At 63.1% G+C, this 17,443-nt stretch carries 16 protein-coding genes; 8 read left to right on the top strand and 8 right to left on the bottom strand.

What is annotated here, in order from left to right; translation table 11 throughout:
• Positions 1-2 precede the first annotated feature (2 nt).
• From TU75_RS15960 to TU75_RS15970, 3 genes are read right to left on the bottom strand one after another with little or no spacing between them, the layout of a single operon-like run.
• Positions 3-545: a Csu type fimbrial protein gene (locus tag TU75_RS15960; RefSeq protein WP_003238318.1), complete on the bottom strand. Its 543-nt coding sequence runs from the start codon at positions 543-545 to the stop codon at positions 3-5.
• An 18-nt stretch (positions 546-563) separates the two neighbouring features.
• Positions 564-1,106, bottom strand: a complete 543-nt coding sequence (locus TU75_RS15965) for a Csu type fimbrial protein (protein WP_060549473.1) — start codon at positions 1,104-1,106, stop codon at positions 564-566.
• On the bottom strand, positions 1,100-1,600 hold the full coding sequence (locus TU75_RS15970) for a Csu type fimbrial protein (RefSeq protein WP_060549502.1): 501 nt from the start codon (positions 1,598-1,600) through the stop codon (positions 1,100-1,102). Before TU75_RS15970 ends, TU75_RS15965 begins: the two co-directional genes overlap by 7 nt.
• A 183-nt stretch (positions 1,601-1,783) precedes the next feature.
• Between TU75_RS15970 and zapE the strand changes: the two genes are divergently transcribed.
• Together zapE and TU75_RS15980 are read left to right on the top strand one after the other, a co-directional pair.
• On the top strand, positions 1,784-2,875 hold the full coding sequence (zapE, locus tag TU75_RS15975) for a cell division protein ZapE (protein WP_060549474.1): 1,092 nt from the start codon (positions 1,784-1,786) through the stop codon (positions 2,873-2,875).
• A gap of 40 nt (positions 2,876-2,915) precedes the next feature.
• Complete coding sequence (locus TU75_RS15980) at positions 2,916-4,217, top strand: protein kinase (RefSeq protein ID WP_060549503.1); 1,302 nt, start codon at positions 2,916-2,918, stop codon at positions 4,215-4,217.
• Between the two features lie 261 nt (positions 4,218-4,478).
• Here the strand turns inward: TU75_RS15980 and TU75_RS15985 are convergent, their stop codons facing one another.
• Complete coding sequence (locus tag TU75_RS15985; RefSeq protein ID WP_057007583.1) at positions 4,479-5,186, bottom strand: YebC/PmpR family DNA-binding transcriptional regulator; 708 nt, start codon at positions 5,184-5,186, stop codon at positions 4,479-4,481.
• Positions 5,187-5,285: 99 nt separating this feature from the next.
• The gene (locus TU75_RS15990) at positions 5,286-6,143 is read right to left on the bottom strand and encodes a LysR substrate-binding domain-containing protein (protein ID WP_060549475.1); all 858 of its coding nucleotides are present in this window, start codon (positions 6,141-6,143) and stop codon (positions 5,286-5,288) included.
• A 112-nt stretch (positions 6,144-6,255) separates the two neighbouring features.
• Between TU75_RS15990 and TU75_RS15995 the strand changes: the two genes are divergently transcribed.
• The 3 genes from TU75_RS15995 (at position 6,256) to TU75_RS16005 (ending at position 8,870) form a co-directional block, all read left to right on the top strand.
• Positions 6,256-7,368 carry a 2-aminoethylphosphonate--pyruvate transaminase gene (locus tag TU75_RS15995; RefSeq protein ID WP_060549476.1) on the top strand — a complete coding sequence of 371 codons (1,113 nt, stop codon included), beginning with the start codon at positions 6,256-6,258 and terminating at the stop codon, positions 7,366-7,368.
• A 3-nt stretch (positions 7,369-7,371) separates the two neighbouring features.
• Positions 7,372-8,199: a phosphonoacetaldehyde hydrolase gene (phnX, locus tag TU75_RS16000; protein WP_003238303.1), complete on the top strand. Its 828-nt coding sequence runs from the start codon at positions 7,372-7,374 to the stop codon at positions 8,197-8,199.
• 113 nt (positions 8,200-8,312) lie between these two features.
• On the top strand, positions 8,313-8,870 hold the full coding sequence (locus tag TU75_RS16005; RefSeq protein ID WP_060549477.1) for a cytochrome b: 558 nt from the start codon (positions 8,313-8,315) through the stop codon (positions 8,868-8,870).
• Between the two features lie 270 nt (positions 8,871-9,140).
• Here the strand turns inward: TU75_RS16005 and TU75_RS16010 are convergent, their stop codons facing one another.
• Together TU75_RS16010 and TU75_RS16015 are read right to left on the bottom strand one after the other, a co-directional pair.
• Positions 9,141-10,031 (bottom strand): 1-aminocyclopropane-1-carboxylate deaminase/D-cysteine desulfhydrase, encoded by an 891-nt coding sequence (locus tag TU75_RS16010; RefSeq protein ID WP_060549478.1) that lies wholly within the window; start codon positions 10,029-10,031, stop codon positions 9,141-9,143.
• 57 nt (positions 10,032-10,088) lie between these two features.
• Positions 10,089-12,128 carry an NADPH-dependent 2,4-dienoyl-CoA reductase gene (locus tag TU75_RS16015; protein WP_060549479.1) on the bottom strand — a complete coding sequence of 680 codons (2,040 nt, stop codon included), beginning with the start codon at positions 12,126-12,128 and terminating at the stop codon, positions 10,089-10,091.
• Between the two features lie 259 nt (positions 12,129-12,387).
• Between TU75_RS16015 and TU75_RS16020 the strand changes: the two genes are divergently transcribed.
• The 3 genes from TU75_RS16020 to TU75_RS16030 all read left to right on the top strand — a co-directional run bounded on the left by TU75_RS16020 (position 12,388) and on the right by TU75_RS16030 (position 16,254).
• Positions 12,388-13,893, top strand: coding sequence for a putative bifunctional diguanylate cyclase/phosphodiesterase (locus TU75_RS16020; RefSeq protein WP_231981938.1), 1,506 nt, complete (start codon positions 12,388-12,390; stop codon positions 13,891-13,893).
• A gap of 191 nt (positions 13,894-14,084) precedes the next feature.
• Positions 14,085-15,215 (top strand): carbon-nitrogen hydrolase family protein, encoded by a 1,131-nt coding sequence (locus TU75_RS16025; protein WP_060549480.1) that lies wholly within the window; start codon positions 14,085-14,087, stop codon positions 15,213-15,215.
• A gap of 4 nt (positions 15,216-15,219) precedes the next feature.
• Positions 15,220-16,254: an AraC family transcriptional regulator gene (locus TU75_RS16030; RefSeq protein WP_060549481.1), complete on the top strand. Its 1,035-nt coding sequence runs from the start codon at positions 15,220-15,222 to the stop codon at positions 16,252-16,254.
• A gap of 214 nt (positions 16,255-16,468) precedes the next feature.
• Here TU75_RS16030 and TU75_RS16035 read toward each other — a convergent pair whose 3' ends face one another.
• Positions 16,469-17,272 carry a DUF2242 domain-containing protein gene (locus TU75_RS16035; RefSeq protein WP_060549482.1) on the bottom strand — a complete coding sequence of 268 codons (804 nt, stop codon included), beginning with the start codon at positions 17,270-17,272 and terminating at the stop codon, positions 16,469-16,471.
• Positions 17,273-17,443: the final 171 nt, after the last annotated feature.

The following is a 17,443-nucleotide window of genomic DNA, read 5'->3' on the forward strand; positions in this document are numbered from 1 at the left end:
GGTCAGAACGTCAGTTCAACGGCCACCGTGTCCGTGTACGTGCCCGCCGGTAACCCCGGTTTGCCGACGGCTCGGCCGTACAGCGCGACGGTTTGCGCCACGCCGGTGCTGGCGGCCAGGGTCACCACGCCGTCAATCGCCAGCAGCGCGGAGTGCCCGCTGTCGGTATAGAAGTCGTACGGCACAAAGTTGCCAGCGCCGTCGGCCAAGGCACGGGTGCCGCCCGGCGAGGCGCCGTCATGGGCACCGGCGCGCACCTTCACCGCAGGCGTGGTGCCAGCCGAACACAGGATCGACAAGGCCCCGCCGGTGCCGGTGCCGCCCAACAGCTGGGCGTCTGCATTGGTAAACAGGCTGTTGATGGTGCCGAAGTTCAAGGCACCGAAGTTAAGCCCGGTTGCGGCACCGGAGCCGTTGACCTGACAGCTGGCGATCAAGGTCATGCTGGAGCTGATCTGCCCGGTGACCGTAGTCGCCGCATTCAGGCTGGAGGCCATCGCAAGGCCCAGGGCGCAGACGCCGATTCGCGATACAAGTGGGTTCATGAGAGTCATCCTTTGGGTTTACCAATCCAGTGTCACGGTCAATGTGTCGGTGTAGGTTCCTGCCGGGAGGGCGGTGGTATTGGCCACCACGGCGCCCCACACCGGGATGGTCATTTGCGTGCCATTGCTGGCGACGAAACTGCGTTGCTCGCCGATGGTGTAAGGAATGCGTCCCAGCGGGTCGGCCATCAGTTGATAATCGATGGTCTGGCGACCGTTGCTCAGACGCCGGCTGGAGCCGACGGAATTGGTGCCGCCGTCGATGGTCACGGTAAAACTGGCGACCGTCGGGTTACAGGAAACCATCAGCGGCGCGTTATCGCCGGCCGACATGCCGGTCGCCAACGGGTTGTTCCAGGTGGGCCCCTGGCTGCCGAAATCCAGCATGGCGGTGCCGCCGTTCGGGCTGACGGGTGCCACGTCGGTGCCTTTGCTCACCTCGCAACTGGCGGTGACCACCATGCGCGCCTGGATGAAGCCTGTGGCCACCGCGGCCCGAGCATCCGGCGCCAGCAACCACAGGCCACCCATGGCCAGCAGGGTCAAACGATGGCCTACCATGTGACCGTCACCTTGAGCAGGTCGGTATAGCGGCCAACGGCGGGAATGTCCTTGAGGGGGTCGATGCGGCCGTAGAGCGGCAGGTCGACCGAGCCGCTGTCCGGCACGCGGCCGCTGACTGGCACGTTCACCGGCAACGGGATCAGCCGCGCGGCGTCCGCATAAATACGATAGGGGATGGGTTTGCTCGACGCGGTGGCATTGCCCAGATAACGCACTTCGCCGGTGCCACCGTGCAGGCCACCGTCTACGCGCATCTGATACGGCGTGTCGGGGTTGCACTCCAGGCGCGGCTGGCGCTGGCTGATGAGCGCCGCACTCAGTGGGCCGGCCGGATCGTCCAGCCGCGGGCCGCTGCCAAAATCCAGCACGCTAAGCTGCTCCACACCGGCACTGCGCGTGGTGCCCACCAACTGGCAACCGCGCTGCACGTCGATACGCACCACAACCTGCAGTTGCGCCGCGTAGACCGCGTCACAGAGCATTGCGCCCATGATTGCCAATACCGCTCGTCCCTTCACAGCACCAAATCCTTATGCGCGGGTGACACCTTCGTATGAGGGTAGTCCCTCAGGGGGAATCTGCCAGTCGATAGCGGATTTAGCCCGGACCGTGGCTTTTCGAGACTGCGCCGGTCGCCTACAGTAGGCGACCACCGCACCCTGGAGTGACTTGTATTGGCCGGTTCCCTGATTCGTCGCCTGCTCGGTAAAAAAACCGACACCCGCACCGACGCATCCATCGCGATGTTCTTTCAGACAAAGGCCGCGCAGCAGGGCTACACCCTCAGTGCCGACCAGACCCGGGCGATTGCCGCCATGGACCGCGAGACCGCGCACCTGTTCGCCGGTCAACCCAGCCGCAGCCTGTATCTGCACGGCCCGGTGGGGCGCGGCAAGAGCTGGTTGCTCGACGGTTTTTTCCAGGCGTTGCCACTTGCCGAGAAACAGCGCGTGCACTTCCACGATTTTTTTACCCGCCTGCATCAGGGCATGTTCCAGCACCGCGCGCAGGACGACGCTCTGGCCGTAACCCTGGATGAATTACTGGCCGGCTGTCGGGTGCTGTGTTTCGACGAGTTCCATGTGCACGATATCGGCGACGCCATGCTGATCAGCCGGCTGTTCAAGGCGCTGTTCCAGCGCGGCGTGCTGGTGCTGGTGACGTCCAACTATGCACCCGAAGGCCTGCTGCCCAACCCGCTGTACCATGAGCGCTTCAAGCCGGTGATCGACCTGATCGCGGCGCGCATGGACGTGCTGGAAGTCAGTTCACCCGAGGATTTTCGCAGCCTGCCCCAGGCTCATGGTCAACAACGTTTTACCCGCGGGCACTACGTGTGGCCAGGCACGCCGGTGCAACGCGAGGCGCTTGGCCTGCCGGCTCCGGACGCCCCCGAGCACAGCCTGACGGTGGGCAACCGGCAGTTGAAGTGTCGCGGCCATCAGGCGCGCACTATCGCCTTCACCTTCGGCGACCTGTGCGAACAACTCACCGCTGTGATGGATTACCTGCTGCTGTGCCAGGACTATGACCACTGGATCATCGATGGCCTGCCCCACCTCGCCGACTGCCCGATTGCCGTGCAACAGCGCTTCATCAATCTGGTGGATGTGCTCTACGACCGTGACAAACAGCTGACGCTGATCGGTGAACAGTCACTGGCGCAGGCCATGAGCGGCCAGGCCATCGATCTGGCGCGCACCGCCAGCCGTCTGGGGCAATTGCAACAGGTCGCCCCGCAACCTGCGCCCGAGCCGTTATCATGAGCGCCTTTTTTACGCCCCTTGCCGAGTGACCGCGCCGTTCATGAATACCCTCGCCCAACTCAAGGCCGGCCAATTGGCCGGTGCCACGCGCCTGGACCTGTCCTGCGGGCTGACTGAATTCCCCCGGGAAATCTTCGAACTGGCCGACTCCCTGGAAATCCTCAACCTCACGGGCAACGCACTGAGCCGCCTGCCCGACGACCTCCACCGGCTGACGCGCCTGCGCGTGCTGTTCTGTTCGGACAACGCCTTTACCGAGTTGCCGGCGAGCCTGGGACAATGCGCAACATTGAGCATGATCGGCTTCAAGGCCAACCAGATCAGCCATGTGCCGGCCGCCGCCTTGCCGCCGCAATTGCGCTGGCTGATCCTCACCGACAACCGCATCAGCCAGTTGCCCGACGAACTGGGCCGGCGCCCGCTGCTGCAAAAGCTGATGCTGGCCGGCAACCGCCTGGCGCAGCTACCCGAGAGCCTGGCCAACTGCCGGAACCTCGAACTGATCCGTATCGCCGCCAATCGCCTGCCCCACCTGCCCCGCTGGCTGCTGACCCTGCCCAGCCTGACTTGGCTGGCCTATGCCGGCAATCCGGTGGAAATGGCAGCGGACCTGGCAAGCGAGGACGCGACGCCGAACATTCCCTGGACCGACCTGGAACTGGGCGACGTGCTGGGTGAAGGCGCTTCGGGGATCATCCGCCAGGCGCTGTACAAACCCCAGGCGCTGCCGGTGGCGGTCAAACTCTACAAAGGCACGATCACCAGCGACGGCTCACCGCTGCACGAAATGCAGGCCTGCATCGCCGCCGGCCTGCACCCCAACCTGATCAAGGTAAGGGGCCGCGTGGTCGGTCACCCGGATGACCAAGCCGCGCTGGTGATGGACCTGATCGAGCCGAGCTACCGCAACCTCGCCGCCCTGCCGAGCCTGGCTTCCTGCACACGCGACATCTACACGGCCGATACCCGGTTCAGCCTGGACGTGGCGTTGCGCATGGCACGCGCAATCGCCTCGGTGGCGGCGCACCTGCACCGGCACGGCATCACCCATGGCGACCTGTATGGCCACAATATTCTGTGGAATGAAGCCGGGGAGTGTCTGCTGGGGGATTTTGGCGCCGCGTCGTTCCACGCCACAGCGGACACGCTGGAGACCAGGGCCTTGCAAAGGATTGAAGTGCGCGCGTTCGGCGTATTGCTGGGGGAATTGCTGGAGCGGGTTGACGGGCAGGTGAGCGACGAACTGCTGGCGCTGCAGCAAAACTGCTGTCAGCCCGATGTGCTGGCGCGGCCCGGCTTCGAAGACATCGAAGCACTGCTCGATTCCCTCCAACACCGCTAAACAACTGTGGGAGGCTCCCTGTCACGCAGCAAACTGGGACCTCTGTGGCGAGCAGGCTTGTCCTGCGTTGGGCTGCGCAGCAGCCCCAAAAACAGGCGCTGAGCCGTATCAGGTACACCGCGTTTTGCTGGATTGGGGGCGCTTCGCACCCCAACGCGGGGCAAGCCCGCTCGCCACAGGAATGTGCCTGTCTGGAACTTTATCTTTAAAATCAATAAGTTAGCTTGTGCTTGATAAGAGGGGGCAAGCCCCCTCCCACAATCAGCCCGCCAAACCAACAAACATGTCCTGCACATCGTCGTGGTTATCCAGGCCTTCGAGGAACGCCTCAACCTCGGCCATCTGCTCATCGCTCAACCCGGTCACCGGGTTCTTGGCGATATAGCCCAGCTTCGCCGACAACACGGTGAAGCCCTGCTCCGGCAGCGCTTTCTGCACGGCGTCGAGGTCGGTGGTCTCGGTAATGAACAGGCTGGTGCCTTCTTCTTCACCTTCTTCGAAATCCTGGGCACCGGCTTCGATGGCAGCCATCTCCGGGTCGGCGTCCGGGCTGTCCGGCGAGGCTTCGATCAGGCCCACATGGTTGAAGTCCCAGGCCACCGAGCCGGATGCGCCCAGTTGGCCCTTGCGGAACGCCACGCGGATTTCCGCCACGGTGCGGTTGATGTTGTCGGTGACGCATTCGACGATCAACGGCACCTGGTGCGGGGCGAACCCTTCGTAGGTCACGCGGTGGTATTGCACGGTTTCACCGAGCAGACCGGCGCCCTTCTTGATCGCGCGCTCCAGGGTTTCCTTGGGCATCGAGGCCTTTTTGGCCTGCTCCACCACCAGACGCAGGTGGGCGTTGGTGGCGGTGTCGGCGCCATTGCGCGCGGCAATGGTGATTTCTTTCACCAGCTTGCCGAAGATCTTGCCCTTGGCATTGGATGCCGCTTCTTTATGTTTGACTTTCCACTGTGCGCCCATGACTCACTCTCTAACTGTCCATGGCGCCGAGACGTCTACTGGCCGGCGCTTTGGCGGCAGAGTTTATAGCGCAGCCACGCTTCGTTCCAGCAAAAACCCTCAGGGCGCCAACTCGAAAACCGCCTGGATCATGCGCTGCGAGTGCCGCCGTTGCAGGCAGCCGAGCAGGTGCCGGTTCACCAGGCCATCGCCCTGGATAGGCACTGCGCGCACCCTCGGGTCGGGGCTGACTTCAATCGAGGACACCACGCCGACGCCCAGTTCGGCCGCGACCGCTTCAGTCACCGCTTCACGGCTGTCCAGTTCCAGCAGCACCCTGGGCTGCACATCGACCGCCCGGCACGCATCGTCAAAGGTGCGCCGGGTGATGGAGCCGGGCTCGCGCAGCACCATGATCACGTCATGCAATTGCGTGAGTGCAATACCTTCGCGCAGGCTCGCCCACGGATGCGCCGCCGGCACCAGTGCGCAAATGCGCGACTCACCCAAGGGTTGCAGGTGCACACCATTGCGCGGCGCCACTTCGGTGAGCACGGCCACGTCGGCATGCTCGGCCAACAGCGCCGCCAGGGTTTCCTGGGCGTTGCCCAGACGCAGGTTCACGGTGATGCCCGGGTAGCGTGCACGCAGGCTGGCGATCATCGGCATCACCAGGTGCGGGCCGTCCGCCGCGACTTCAAGGCGCCCGCTGAGCAGTTGGCGATTGGCCTCCAGCAGGGTCTGCGCCTCGTCCACCAGGCCGAAGATCGCCCGGGTGATCGCCGCCAGGCGCGTGCCCTCCTCGGTCAATTCAACCCGTCGAGCGGTGCGACGCAGCAGCGGAATCTGGTAGTGCTCTTCCAGCGCCTTGATGTGCCCGGTCACCGCCGGCTGGCTGATAAACAGCCGCGCCGCCGCCCGGGTAAAGCTGCCCTCGCGGGCCACGGCATCAAATGCGCGCAATTGAAACAGGTTCATGGTTATCGGCCTCGCTGATGGCTCGCATAACAACAAACAATTTGATTGATGACAAGCCAAACTGCAATTTAGGCGCCGTAGCTTTCACACCAACGCCTCGCGAGAACTTGCAATGATCACTGCCGCTCCGCGCCTGCTGACCCCTGGCCCCCTGACCACCTCGCCGCGCACCCGCCAGGCGATGCTGGAAGACTGGGGCTCATGGGATGCGCGCTTCAATCAACTCACCGCCAGCGTCTGTGCACGGCTGCTGGCGATTCTCAACGGTGCGGACAGCCACCACTGCATTCCCCTGCAAGGCAGCGGCACCTTTGCCGTCGAGGCCGCCATCGGCACGCTGGTGCCCCGTGACGGCAAGGTGCTGGTGCTGATCAACGGCGCGTACGGCAAGCGTCTGGCAAGGATTTGCACAGTGCTCGGTCGCGCATTCAGCACCTTCGAAACCGCCGAGGATGCCACCACCACCGCCGCCGATGTGGACCGCCTGCTGCACGCCGACAACCGCATCAGCCATGTCGCTCTGGTCCACTGCGAAACCAGCACCGGCATCCTCAACCCGCTCGCGGAGATTGCGCAGGTGGTCGCACGCCACGGCAGGCGGCTGGTTATCGACGCCATGAGTTCGTTCGGTGCACTGCCCATCGATGCCCGCGAAATACCCTTCGACGCGCTGATCGCGGCCTCTGGCAAATGCCTGGAAGGCGTCCCGGGCATGGGCTTTGTGTTCGCACAGAAGGCCGCGCTGGCTACAGCCCAAGGCAACAGTCACTCGCTGGCGATGGACCTGTTCGACCAGCACAGCTACATGGCCAGCACCGGCCAGTGGCGCTTCACCCCACCGACCCATGTGGTTGCCGCCCTGCATGAGGCGCTGCTGCAATTCGACGAAGAAGGCGGCCTGCCCGCCCGCCACCTGCGCTACGCCAACAACTGCCAGGCGCTGCTGGACGGCATGGCCGCGCTAGGCCTGCGCAGCTTCCTGCCGGCCGCCATCCAGACACCGATCATCGTCACCTTCCACGCTCCGCAAGACCCGCGCTATCGATTCCAGGCGTTCTACGAGCGGGTCAAAGCCAGGGGCTTCATCCTGTACCCCGGCAAACTGACCCAGGTGGAGACATTTCGCGTCGGCTGCATTGGGCATGTCGACGCCACGGACATGCGGGCGGCGGTCACGGCGATCGGTGAAGCGCTCCTACACCCCAACAGCATCCACAGGACTTGAACCATGCAGTATCAAAACCCCAACACCCTGCAAGCGGTGATCCTCGACTGGGCCGGCACCGTGGTCGATTTCGGCTCGTTCGCGCCCACGCAGATCTTCGTTGAGGCGTTCGCCGAATTCGGCGTGCAGGTATCGATCGAAGAAGCCCGTGGCCCCATGGGTATGGGCAAGTGGGACCATATCCGCACCCTCTGCGACCAGCCTGAAGTGGCCGCGCGCTACCGCCAGGCGTTCGGCCGCACGCCCACTGATGCGGACGTGACCGCGATCTACCAGCGCTTCATGCCGTTGCAGATCGAGAAGATCGCCGAGCACTCGGCGCTGATCCCCGGCGCCCTCGACACCATCGCGGCGCTGCGTGCGCAGGGCATCCGAATCGGCTCCTGCTCTGGCTATCCCCGGCAGGTGATGGACAAGGTGGTCGCCCTGGCGGCGAGCAACGGTTACGTCGCCGACCACGTCGTGGCCACCGATGACGTCCCCAACGGTCGCCCGTGGCCGGCGCAGGCTCTGGCCAACGTGATCGCCCTGGGCATTGACGACGTGGCGGCGTGCGTGAAAGTCGATGACACCGTGCCGGGCATCCTCGAAGGCCGTCGCGCCGGCATGTGGACCGTGGCGCTGACCTGCTCCGGCAATGCGCTGGGCCTGACCTACGCGCAATTTCTGGCCCTGGACAGCGCCACGCTGGCCGCCGAGCGCCAGCGTATCGAAGTGATGTTCGCCGACTCGCGCCCCCACTACCTGATCGACACGATCAGCCAGTTGCCAGCGGTAATCGCCGACATCAACGAGCGCCTGGCGCGCGGTGAAATGCCGCAAGGCGCCTGACAGCGATCACGATGACGGCATCGCGGGCGCGCACTGCGACGAAATCAGGCATACAGTAAACGGACTCCGTCGCCAAAGAACGGAACATGACCTGATGAGTGAGGACACCAGCGATGCCGTGGAAAAATTCCGATACGCGCTACAGCACCATGTCGATTGCGCTGCACTGGTTGATGGTGGTGCTGCTGGCGGTGGTCTATGCCTGCATCGAGTTGCGCGGGCAGTTCCCCAAAGGCAGTGGCGCACGCACACTGATCGTCGAAATGCACTTCATGTTCGGCCTTACCGTGTTCGTGCTGGTGTGGCTGCGATTGTTTGCGCGCAGCCTGGGGGTGGCGCCAGAGATCGTCCCGGCCCCGCCGCCGTGGCAGCGTCTGCTGGCCCGGCTCACGCACGCCGCGCTGTATGCGCTGATGATAGGCATGCCGGTCGCCGGTTGGCTGATCGTCAGCGCCGAGGGGCACTCGGTGATGTTCTACGGGATGGAGTTGCCGCTGCTGATCGCCGAAAACAAGGCGCTGGCCAAGGAGATCGAGGGCTGGCATGTGCTGTTCGGGCAGATCGGTTACTGGCTGATTGGGCTGCATGCGCTGGCGGGGATTTTTCACCATTATGTGGTGCGCGATAACACAGCGTTGCGAATGCTGCCGGGCAGGCGGCCAATCGGTTGACAACACGCCACTAGCGGGAGCATGGGCGATTTCAGGCAACCACACGCCTTTGCCGAGCGGCCCTCCTGTGGCGAGCAGGCTTGTCCTGCGTTGGGCTGCGCAGCAGCCCCAAAACCAGGCGCTGAGCCGTATCAGGTACACCGCGTTTTGCTGGATTGGGGCGCTTCGCCCCCCCAACGCGGGGCAAGCCCGCTCGCCACAACAAGCCCGTTCGCCACAGAGGCTCCGGTTTGCTTCGCCACATCGCCAAGCCTCCCGCAGGCTGTTGTGTCAGGGGTCGAAGCCGCGGCGCCCCTGGAGGCCGCCGGTATGGATGAAGATCAGGCGGGTACTGGGGGCGAAGCGGCCTGCCTCGATCTGCTGCTTGAGCGCCAGCAGCGCCTTGCCGGTGTAAAGCGGCTCCAGCGGCAGGCCGCATTGCTGCTGCGTGGCGTCAATAAACGCGAGCAACAACGGATCGACACTGGCAAAGCCGCCCCTGCTCGCGTCCAGCAGCTCATAACCTTGCGTCACGATTGATTGCACATTTCGCTCCACACCATGACCTTGCGGCACGGCCAGTGCACCGTATACCGGATGGCCGCCCGCCTCGGCCAGCACCAACCCAGCCAACGTAGTGCCGGTGCCGGTTGCCAGCCACCAGGCGTCATAATCAGCCCAGCCAAGCGCATTCAACTGCGTATGCGCCTGTGCGACCATCACCCCACACCCCAATGCCCCGGTCAATCCGCCACCGCCCTCGGGCACCGCATGCAAATGGGGATACTGCTCGTGCCACGGTTCCCAGAACCCCGGCTCGTTACGCGCACGATAGCCGCCATAGCCCAGCCAGTGCAGTTGCATGCCGAATGCTTTGAGGTCCAGCACCGTGGGCGTGTCCTGCGGGTGACCGCGCAACAGGCCGACCGTGGCAAAACCAAAGCGCTGGCCTGCCGCCGCCAACGCGTGCAGATGGTTGGAGTAGGCCCCGCCCAGGCTGATGATGCCGCTGGCACAGGCCTGCCGCGCCTGGTCCAGATGTCCGCTGAGCTTGAACCATTTGTTGCCGCTGATCAGCGGGTCGATCAGGTCCAGGCGCAGCACGGCAAGCTCGACACCGCGCAGCCAATCGAGCTGCACGGGTTCAAGGGGGGCATGGGGGAGCCAGTCGAAGGGACCCATCGAGGTGGAACCTGCGCGAAAAAGGGGCGTTAGTTTAACACCGCCCCTGCACGGGTCTCACAGCTCGGCGGCGAGGCGCGAACCCTGGTTGATGGCGCGCTTGGCGTCCAGCTCGGCCGCCACATCGGCGCCGCCAATCAGGTGCACGCTCTGACCCGCCGCGACCAGGCCGTCGTGCAATTCGCGCAACGGGTCCTGTCCTGCGCAAATGACAATGTTGTCCACCGCCAGCACCTGAGGCTCGCCCTCGGCGCCGATGCGGATATGCAGGCCCTCGTCATCGATCTTCAAATACTCGACGCTGTTGAGCATCTGCACCTGCTTGTTTTTGAGCCCCGTGCGGTGGATCCAGCCGGTGGTCTTGCCCAGGCCGTCGCCGACCTTGGAGGCCTTGCGTTGCAGCAGGAAGACCTCACGCGCGGGCAAGTGCGGCTGCGGCTTGATGCCTGCCACGCCGCCACGCGCTTGCAGGTGGGTGTCGATGCCCCATTCCTTCCAGAACGCGTCGCGATCCAGGCTGGTGGACACGCCCTGGTGAACCAGGAACTCCGAGACGTCGAAACCGATGCCGCCGGCACCGATCACGGCAACGCGCCTGCCCACGGGCTTGCGCTGCAGAATCACATCCAGATAGCTCAACACCTTGGCGTGGTCGACGCCCGCAATGGCGGGCGTACGCGGTGCGATACCAGTGGCCAGGATGATTTCGTCATAGCCGCCCGCCGCCAGCTGAGCGACATCCACGCGGGTGTTCAGCCGCAGCTCCACTTGAGTGGTTTGTAGCTTGCGCGTGAAGTAGCGCAGGGTTTCGAAGAACTCTTCCTTGCCTGGCACCCGCTTGGCAATGTTGAACTGACCGCCGATTTCGCTCGACGAATCGAACAGCGTCACTTGGTGGCCGCGCTCGGCAGCCACCGTGGCAGCGGCCAGCCCGGCCGGCCCTGCGCCGACCACGGCGATTTTTTTGCTGCGGGTGGTCGGCAGATAGTTGAGTTCGGTCTCGTAACACGCGCGCGGGTTGACCAGGCAGGTGGTCAGTTTGCCGCCAAACGTATGGTCCAGGCAGGCCTGGTTACAGCCGATGCAGGTATTGATCTCATCGGCACGTCCGGCTGCGGCCTTGTTGACGAATTCCGGGTCGGCGAGAAACGGGCGCGCCATGGAGACCATGTCCGCATCGCCCTGGGCAAGGATCTGCTCGGCAATCTCCGGGGTGTTGATACGGTTGGTGGTGATCAGTGGGATCTGCACCGCGCCACGCAACTTGGCCGTGACTTTGCTGAACGCGCCGCGCGGCACCTTGGTGGCGATGGTCGGGATGCGCGCTTCGTGCCAGCCGATGCCGGTGTTGATAATTGTCGCGCCGGCCTGCTCGATGGCCTTGGCCAGTTGCACGATTTCTTCCCAACTGCTGCCACCTTCCACCAGGTCGAGCATCGACAGGCGAAAGATGATGATGAAATGGGGACCCACGGCTTCACGCACCCGACGCACGATGTCCACCGCCAGACGCATGCGGTTCTCGTAGCTGCCGCCCCAGCGGTCGGTGCGGTGGTTGGTGTGGGCGGCGAGAAACTGATTGATGAAGTAGCCTTCGGAGCCCATGATTTCCACGCCGTCATACTCGGCGACCTGAGCCAGCCGCGCGCACGTGACGAAATCCCGAATCTGTTTTTCGATGCCCTCTTCGTCCAGCTCTCTGGGCGTGAACGGATTGATCGGCGCCTGGATCGCGCTTGGCGCCACCTGCTTGGGGCTGTAGGCGTAACGGCCGGCATGCAGAATCTGCATGCAGATCTTGCCGCCAGCGGCGTGCACCGCCTGGGTGACGATCCTGTGCTGGTGCGCTTCTGCCTCGGTGGTCAGCTTGGCAGCGCCGGCATACACGCCGCCTTCATCATTCGGACCAATCCCGCCGGTGACCATCAGGCCGACGCCGCCCCGGGCACGCTCGGCGAAATAAGCCGCCATACGTTCGAAACCACCGGGCTTTTCTTCCAGGCCGGTGTGCATCGAACCCATCAGGGTGCGGTTACGCAATGTGGTAAAACCCAGGTCCAACGGGGCCAGCAGGTGCGGGTAGGCAGCAGCGGTCATGGTACAGCTCCACAACGGATCATCACGGGACGTGGAGCATTCGAATGACACCCCATCGGTTTATGTTCAACAGATTAAGAGGCGACAGGCTGCCACTCAATGACCCAAACTAACAACTTGTTAACCTGAATGCACAGCATCTGTTTCCCACCCGCGCAATAATTCAGCGTACCTATCAACCCCATCCACTTTGCTGACTTCAGGTAATCGCGCAGCGCCTGCATCCTGAGACCACGCCGCCCTCGTAGGACTGAGAAAAATGCCCACATCCTTATCAGCGTTGACTGAGCACACGCCCGCGCCCGCGCCCGAGGTGGATGAGGTGCTCGACAGCATCATTGCGATGGTGTCGGCGCATTTTGCGACGCCGGACCCGCATACGCGCGCACCGATGAGCGAGCAGGACAACCTGTTCCTGCACAACGCCGCCGCGGTGGCCGCCGCCCGATTGGATTTCATTCACGACAAGCACTTCATCGATGCGCTGACCGGGCTGTCCAATCGCGAGTGTTTTGAACGCGACGTTGCGAAAGGCGCGGCAGGCCTGCCGGAGCGCCTGGCCATACTGATCGAGCCACTGACCGCATTCGGCATGGACAGGCTGGTAAAAGCCCTGGGCCTGGACTGTTTCGTCGAGTTCATGCTTGGGGTGAAAAATGTACTCGCCTCGGCACTGCCCGGGCATGCCCGTCTGTATCGCGCCGGCACGCTGAGCTTCGCCGTGCTGATGGATGATGACTCCGAAGTTGACCTGCCTGCGCTTATCCAGCGACTCACCGCTGCCCTCGCGCAGCCGGTGCACTTTCAGAATGTGCCGGTGTTCGCCGATGTCGGCATCGGCGTACTGAGGATCGGACCCAACGCCGTGCCGCCTGTCGATAACGTGCGGTTGATGGCCAGCGTGACGGACACGGCACGGCGTTCCGAGCATCGATGGCTGTATTACGACGCTACCATCGATGCCCACGCACAGCGCAGCGCAATGCTGCTTCACTCGATCGAATCCGCGTTGCTCGCGCCGGACCAGTTGCGCCTGGAATATCAGCCTCGCATCAATCTGGCCAACAAATGCTGCGACTCGGTCGAGGCGCTTTTGCGCTGGACGCATCCGGTACTGGGAGAAATCGGGCCAGCCGAATTCATCGGCCTGGCAGAGACCACCGCCGCCATTCGCCATATCACCAGTTGGGTGGTGAGAAACGTATGCAAGCAGATAGACGCGTGGAGAAACCAGGGCCTGCACCTGAACGTGTCGCTCAATGTGTCATCGATAGACCTCACCGATGGCCAATTGATTGATGAGCTGACCCACTCACTGGCGCAGTTCAACCTGGCGCCGCAGTGCATTGAACTGGAGTTCACCGAAAGCGTGCTGATTCCCGACTTCGATGCCGTCCAGCATCAGCTCATGCGCCTGCACCAGTTGGGCGTGGCCATCGCCATCGACGACTTTGGAAGCGGCTACAGCAACTGGCGGTATTTGCGGGACATTCCCGCCAAAAGCGTCAAGCTCGACCGCTCACTGCTGGTGGATCTACGGCCCGACACCAGCAATTGGCATATCGTCAAAGGCATCATCAGCCTGGCGCGAAACCTCAATCTCACCGTGGTGGCCGAGGGCGTGGAAACCCTTTTGAACTACCGACTCTTGCGTGACTGGCAATGCCATCAGGGCCAAGGCTATTTCTTCTGTAAACCCCTGTCACCCGCCGCCCTGCGTGAATGGGTCGCAGGCGGGCAATGCTTTGAGGGCCTCAAAGAATAAAGCCGCGCAGGAACCAAGCCGGACGATCCGGTTCCAACGCGCAAGCGTCAGCATTGGCGAAAATGGCCACCGTGGCGAGGAAAACGCCGCGCATCGCCCCAATAATTCCTGTAACCCGCCGACTCTGTGTATCCTCATTCGCACGTCAGTCGAAAATTCATGCCCCGTCCCAGGTTCGTTGTCCGTTATCCATGCGTAAACTCTTAGCCCTCACCGTCACCATGGCCCTGGTTGCCGCCCTCACCGCCTATCTGGTCTGGACCCAGGATCGCCCCGTGGCGCATTACCTGTCGGACCTGCGCATCAATGTCGCCGTCAACCAGGGCCAGCCTGCCGATCGGGGCAACCTGCTGGGCATCCAGCCGGAGCTGTTCCCCGCCGATTACCAGAGTGTGGAGCGCCTGCACCTTAAACTCGCAGCCTACCTGCAAAAGGCCCGCGACGAGGGCTTGATCAACGACAAGACTATCGTGGTGATGCCCGAACATATCGGCACCTGGCTGATGCTCGTCGGCGAAAAAAACGAGTTGTACCAGGCCACTCATTGGCAGGACGCAATGAGCTGGCTGGCGCTCAGCAATCCGTTGTCGTTCGCGCGCTCGTGGATCAGCGCCACTGGCGGCGACCGCATGAACGACGCCTACCTGCGCATGAAAGCCGAAGCCATGGCGCGCGACTATCAGCTGCTGTTCGGCGGCCTGGCCAAGGAATTCGGGGTAACGCTGGTGGCCGGTTCCATCGCCCTGCCCAACCCAAGCGTAAGCCAGGGACAACTGCAGGTCGGCCATGGCCCGCTGTATAACGCCAGCGTGGTATTTGCCGCCGACGGCCTGGCAGTAGGCCAGCCGCAACGCCAGTTCTACCCGATCTACGATGAGCGCGGCTTTATCGAGCCGGGTGATGAAAACATCGTCAATGTAGTGGACACCCCGGCCGGCCGCCTGGGCATTCTGATCGGCAGTGATAGCTGGTACCCCGACAACTACCGCAAGCTCAACGAACAAGGCGCTCAACTGATCTCGGTGCCGGCGTATGTGATCGGTCGCGACACCTGGGACCGCCCATGGCGCGGTTTCAAAAGCGTGTCCACCCCAACAGAAATCAGCCTCAAGCCCGAGGAGCTCAGCGAGGGTCAGGCCTGGCATCGCCTGACGTTGATCAGTCAGCAACCGATCAGCCAGGCCACCGCCGGCATGAGTGTGTTCCAGCGTGGACAATTCTGGGACCTGGGCAGCTCCGGCCAGAGCTTTTTGAGCAGCAACGGCCAGGTGTTTGCCGACGGCAGCGCCCGTGGCGCACGCCTGCTGAACATCTGGCTGTAACAGCGTGAAGCCGGTGCGACTGGGGGACTTGTCGGTCGGCTTCCTGCACAGCCTGGCCGACGCGATCCAAAGCCATGGCCTCGATCCGCAACCGCTGCTGCTGCACTACGGCTTTGATCCTGCGCGCCTCGCTGAAGCCGGCGCACGCTTGTCGATCCCGCGCTATATGCGCCTGGGCCATGCGGCCATCCAACTCACCGGCGACCCGGGCCTGGGCCTGCGCATGGGCAGGCTCAGCCGGCTGAGTCAAGCGGGCCTGGCGGGCGTCACGGCAGCCCAGGCGCCCACGGTGCGCGAGGCCGCTCGCACGCTTACGCGCTTCGAAGCGCTCTACGGCTCCAACTATCGAGGCCAATCCAGCTTTCATGAGGATGCAGAAGGCGCGTGGCTAAGGTTCTACTCCATAAGCCCCTACAACGCCTATAACCGCTTCGTGGTGGACTCAATCATCGCTGGCTGGCTGCACCAACTGTCGAGCCTTGCACAACAGACCGTGCAGGCGCAGCGCATTGACATCGAATTCGAAGCACCGGACTACCACGAACAATACGGTGTGCTGGCGCAAGGCCCGATCCACTTTGGCGCCGAGGCCAACCAGTTGCGCCTGAGTCAACACAGCCTGGCCCTGCGCAATCCGCAGCATTGCCCGAGTACCTGGCAACTGTTGCTACAGCTGTGTGAAAGGGAATTGGAGCAGTTGACACGCACCCGCAGCCTGCGCGAGCGCATCACCCGTTTGCTCGGGCCAATGCTCAATGGCGGCCGGGAACCCGACCTTGAAGAAGTGGCGGCACGCTTGAAGCTGCCGATCTGGACACTGCGGCGCAAACTGGCCGACGAAGGCACCCGGTTTCGCGCCATTCTCAACGACACCCGCCGCGACCTGGCCATGACCTACATTCGCGATACGGAACTGGCGTTCGGCGAGATCGCCTACCTGCTCGGCTTTGCATCGGCCCAGGCGTTTCAACGGGCCTTCAGACGCTGGAACAACCAGACCCCAGGGGAATTTCGCCGCAGTCAGCGGCATTCCGCCTGAAGTCGGGGTTACAACTCGGTGGCGTCGTCGACCGGATCCAGCGGATCCAGTTCAAAGGCCTGATACTCCAGCAGTTCTTCCTGATAATCGTCCATGGTGAGCTCCTTTTGGATAGCGATGACAGGTTAATGACCTGCATCACCAGCCTAAAGTGCCGTCATGACGAAAAAAAGTCAGCACCGTGACGTTCCTGCACTTGAGGATGTGGCAAGGCTCAAGGCTGCGTTGGCAGCGGCGGAATCGCCTCGGTGGGCGCCGGCAGGCTTGGATTGGTCGGCGAAGGTGCCGGCTCGGCTGCAGGTGCCGCTGCGGGCTCTGTCTGCGGCGCAATCGGCGCTGCCTCAGGTGGCGGCGCAAGCGGCTGAGACGCGGCTGGCTCTTCTTTCGGCGCCTCAACCTTCTCGGTTGCCGGCGCAGTCAAGGGCGCAGCCTTGGGTTCGGGCATGCCCAGTTCTGCCTTGGGCGTCTCCGGAATGTGCGCAGCCTTCTTCACTTCCTGGGGCAGGAAGACGTCCACCAGCGCAAAGTAGCGGTCGTAGAACTTGGGCGCTGAAACCGTCTCACTTGCCACTTTCACCATCGAGTCATCGGTGGAGCCGATGGGCATCGATACTGAGCCCAGCACACCCACGCCGAGGCTCGCAGAGTTATTGACCTTCTTCAGCGCATATCGGTCCTGCAAGGCGTTGGCGAACATCGTCGAATGCTTGCCACTGCCATCATCGGCGCACACCACGTTGAAGCTGATCTGCAGGTGCGTCTCGCCGGTCTGCTGGAAGCTCTTGTTGCCCACCACCAGCTTCGGATCGCTGCTGGTGATGATGTAGCCCTGGCTGAGCAATGCACGCCGGGCAGCTTCGCACGCCGCGACATCGCTGACCGGGTAATCACGGGAAAACGTGCCGGAGTCGTCGAAGTTCTCATGCTCATAAATAGCGGTCTTGGGTGACGAGCAGCCCGCAGCGCCCGCCAGCACCAGCGCCAGCCCGAGGCCACGCAAGTGAAATGATGTCGACATCGAAAATCCTGAGAAAAACAGTCCGGCCGGTATTGTGCAACAGAACGGCCCCCGGGCGCGCGCATTCCTGTCAGTAAAAATTCCAGACCCTTGCGATATTAGCGCTTCACTATTGGATCGACAGGCGAAAAAAAAGACCCCGGCCTTTTCAGGGCGGGGTCTTTCTGTTCA

Origin of the sequence: Pseudomonas poae (assembly GCF_001439785.1) — a bacterium.
GTDB lineage: Bacteria > Pseudomonadota > Gammaproteobacteria > Pseudomonadales > Pseudomonadaceae > Aquipseudomonas > Aquipseudomonas poae.

Coding starts and splice junctions, on each gene's coding strand:
- TU75_RS15960 (WP_003238318.1), bottom strand. CDS start 545: ATGAACCCACTTGTATCGCGAATCGGCGTCTGCGCCCTGGGCCTTGCG.
- TU75_RS15965 (WP_060549473.1), bottom strand. CDS start 1,106: ATGGTAGGCCATCGTTTGACCCTGCTGGCCATGGGTGGCCTGTGGTTG.
- TU75_RS15970 (WP_060549502.1), bottom strand. CDS start 1,600: ATGGGCGCAATGCTCTGTGACGCGGTCTACGCGGCGCAACTGCAGGTT.
- TU75_RS15980 (WP_060549503.1), top strand. CDS start 2,916: ATGAATACCCTCGCCCAACTCAAGGCCGGCCAATTGGCCGGTGCCACG.
- TU75_RS15985 (WP_057007583.1), bottom strand. CDS start 5,186: ATGGGCGCACAGTGGAAAGTCAAACATAAAGAAGCGGCATCCAATGCC.
- TU75_RS15990 (WP_060549475.1), bottom strand. CDS start 6,143: ATGAACCTGTTTCAATTGCGCGCATTTGATGCCGTGGCCCGCGAGGGC.
- TU75_RS15995 (WP_060549476.1), top strand. CDS start 6,256: ATGATCACTGCCGCTCCGCGCCTGCTGACCCCTGGCCCCCTGACCACC.
- phnX (WP_003238303.1), top strand. CDS start 7,372: ATGCAGTATCAAAACCCCAACACCCTGCAAGCGGTGATCCTCGACTGG.
- TU75_RS16005 (WP_060549477.1), top strand. CDS start 8,313: ATGCCGTGGAAAAATTCCGATACGCGCTACAGCACCATGTCGATTGCG.
- TU75_RS16010 (WP_060549478.1), bottom strand. CDS start 10,031: ATGGGTCCCTTCGACTGGCTCCCCCATGCCCCCCTTGAACCCGTGCAG.
- TU75_RS16015 (WP_060549479.1), bottom strand. CDS start 12,128: ATGACCGCTGCTGCCTACCCGCACCTGCTGGCCCCGTTGGACCTGGGT.
- TU75_RS16020 (WP_231981938.1), top strand. CDS start 12,388: ATGCCCACATCCTTATCAGCGTTGACTGAGCACACGCCCGCGCCCGCG.
- TU75_RS16025 (WP_060549480.1), top strand. CDS start 14,085: ATGCGTAAACTCTTAGCCCTCACCGTCACCATGGCCCTGGTTGCCGCC.
- TU75_RS16035 (WP_060549482.1), bottom strand. CDS start 17,272: ATGTCGACATCATTTCACTTGCGTGGCCTCGGGCTGGCGCTGGTGCTG.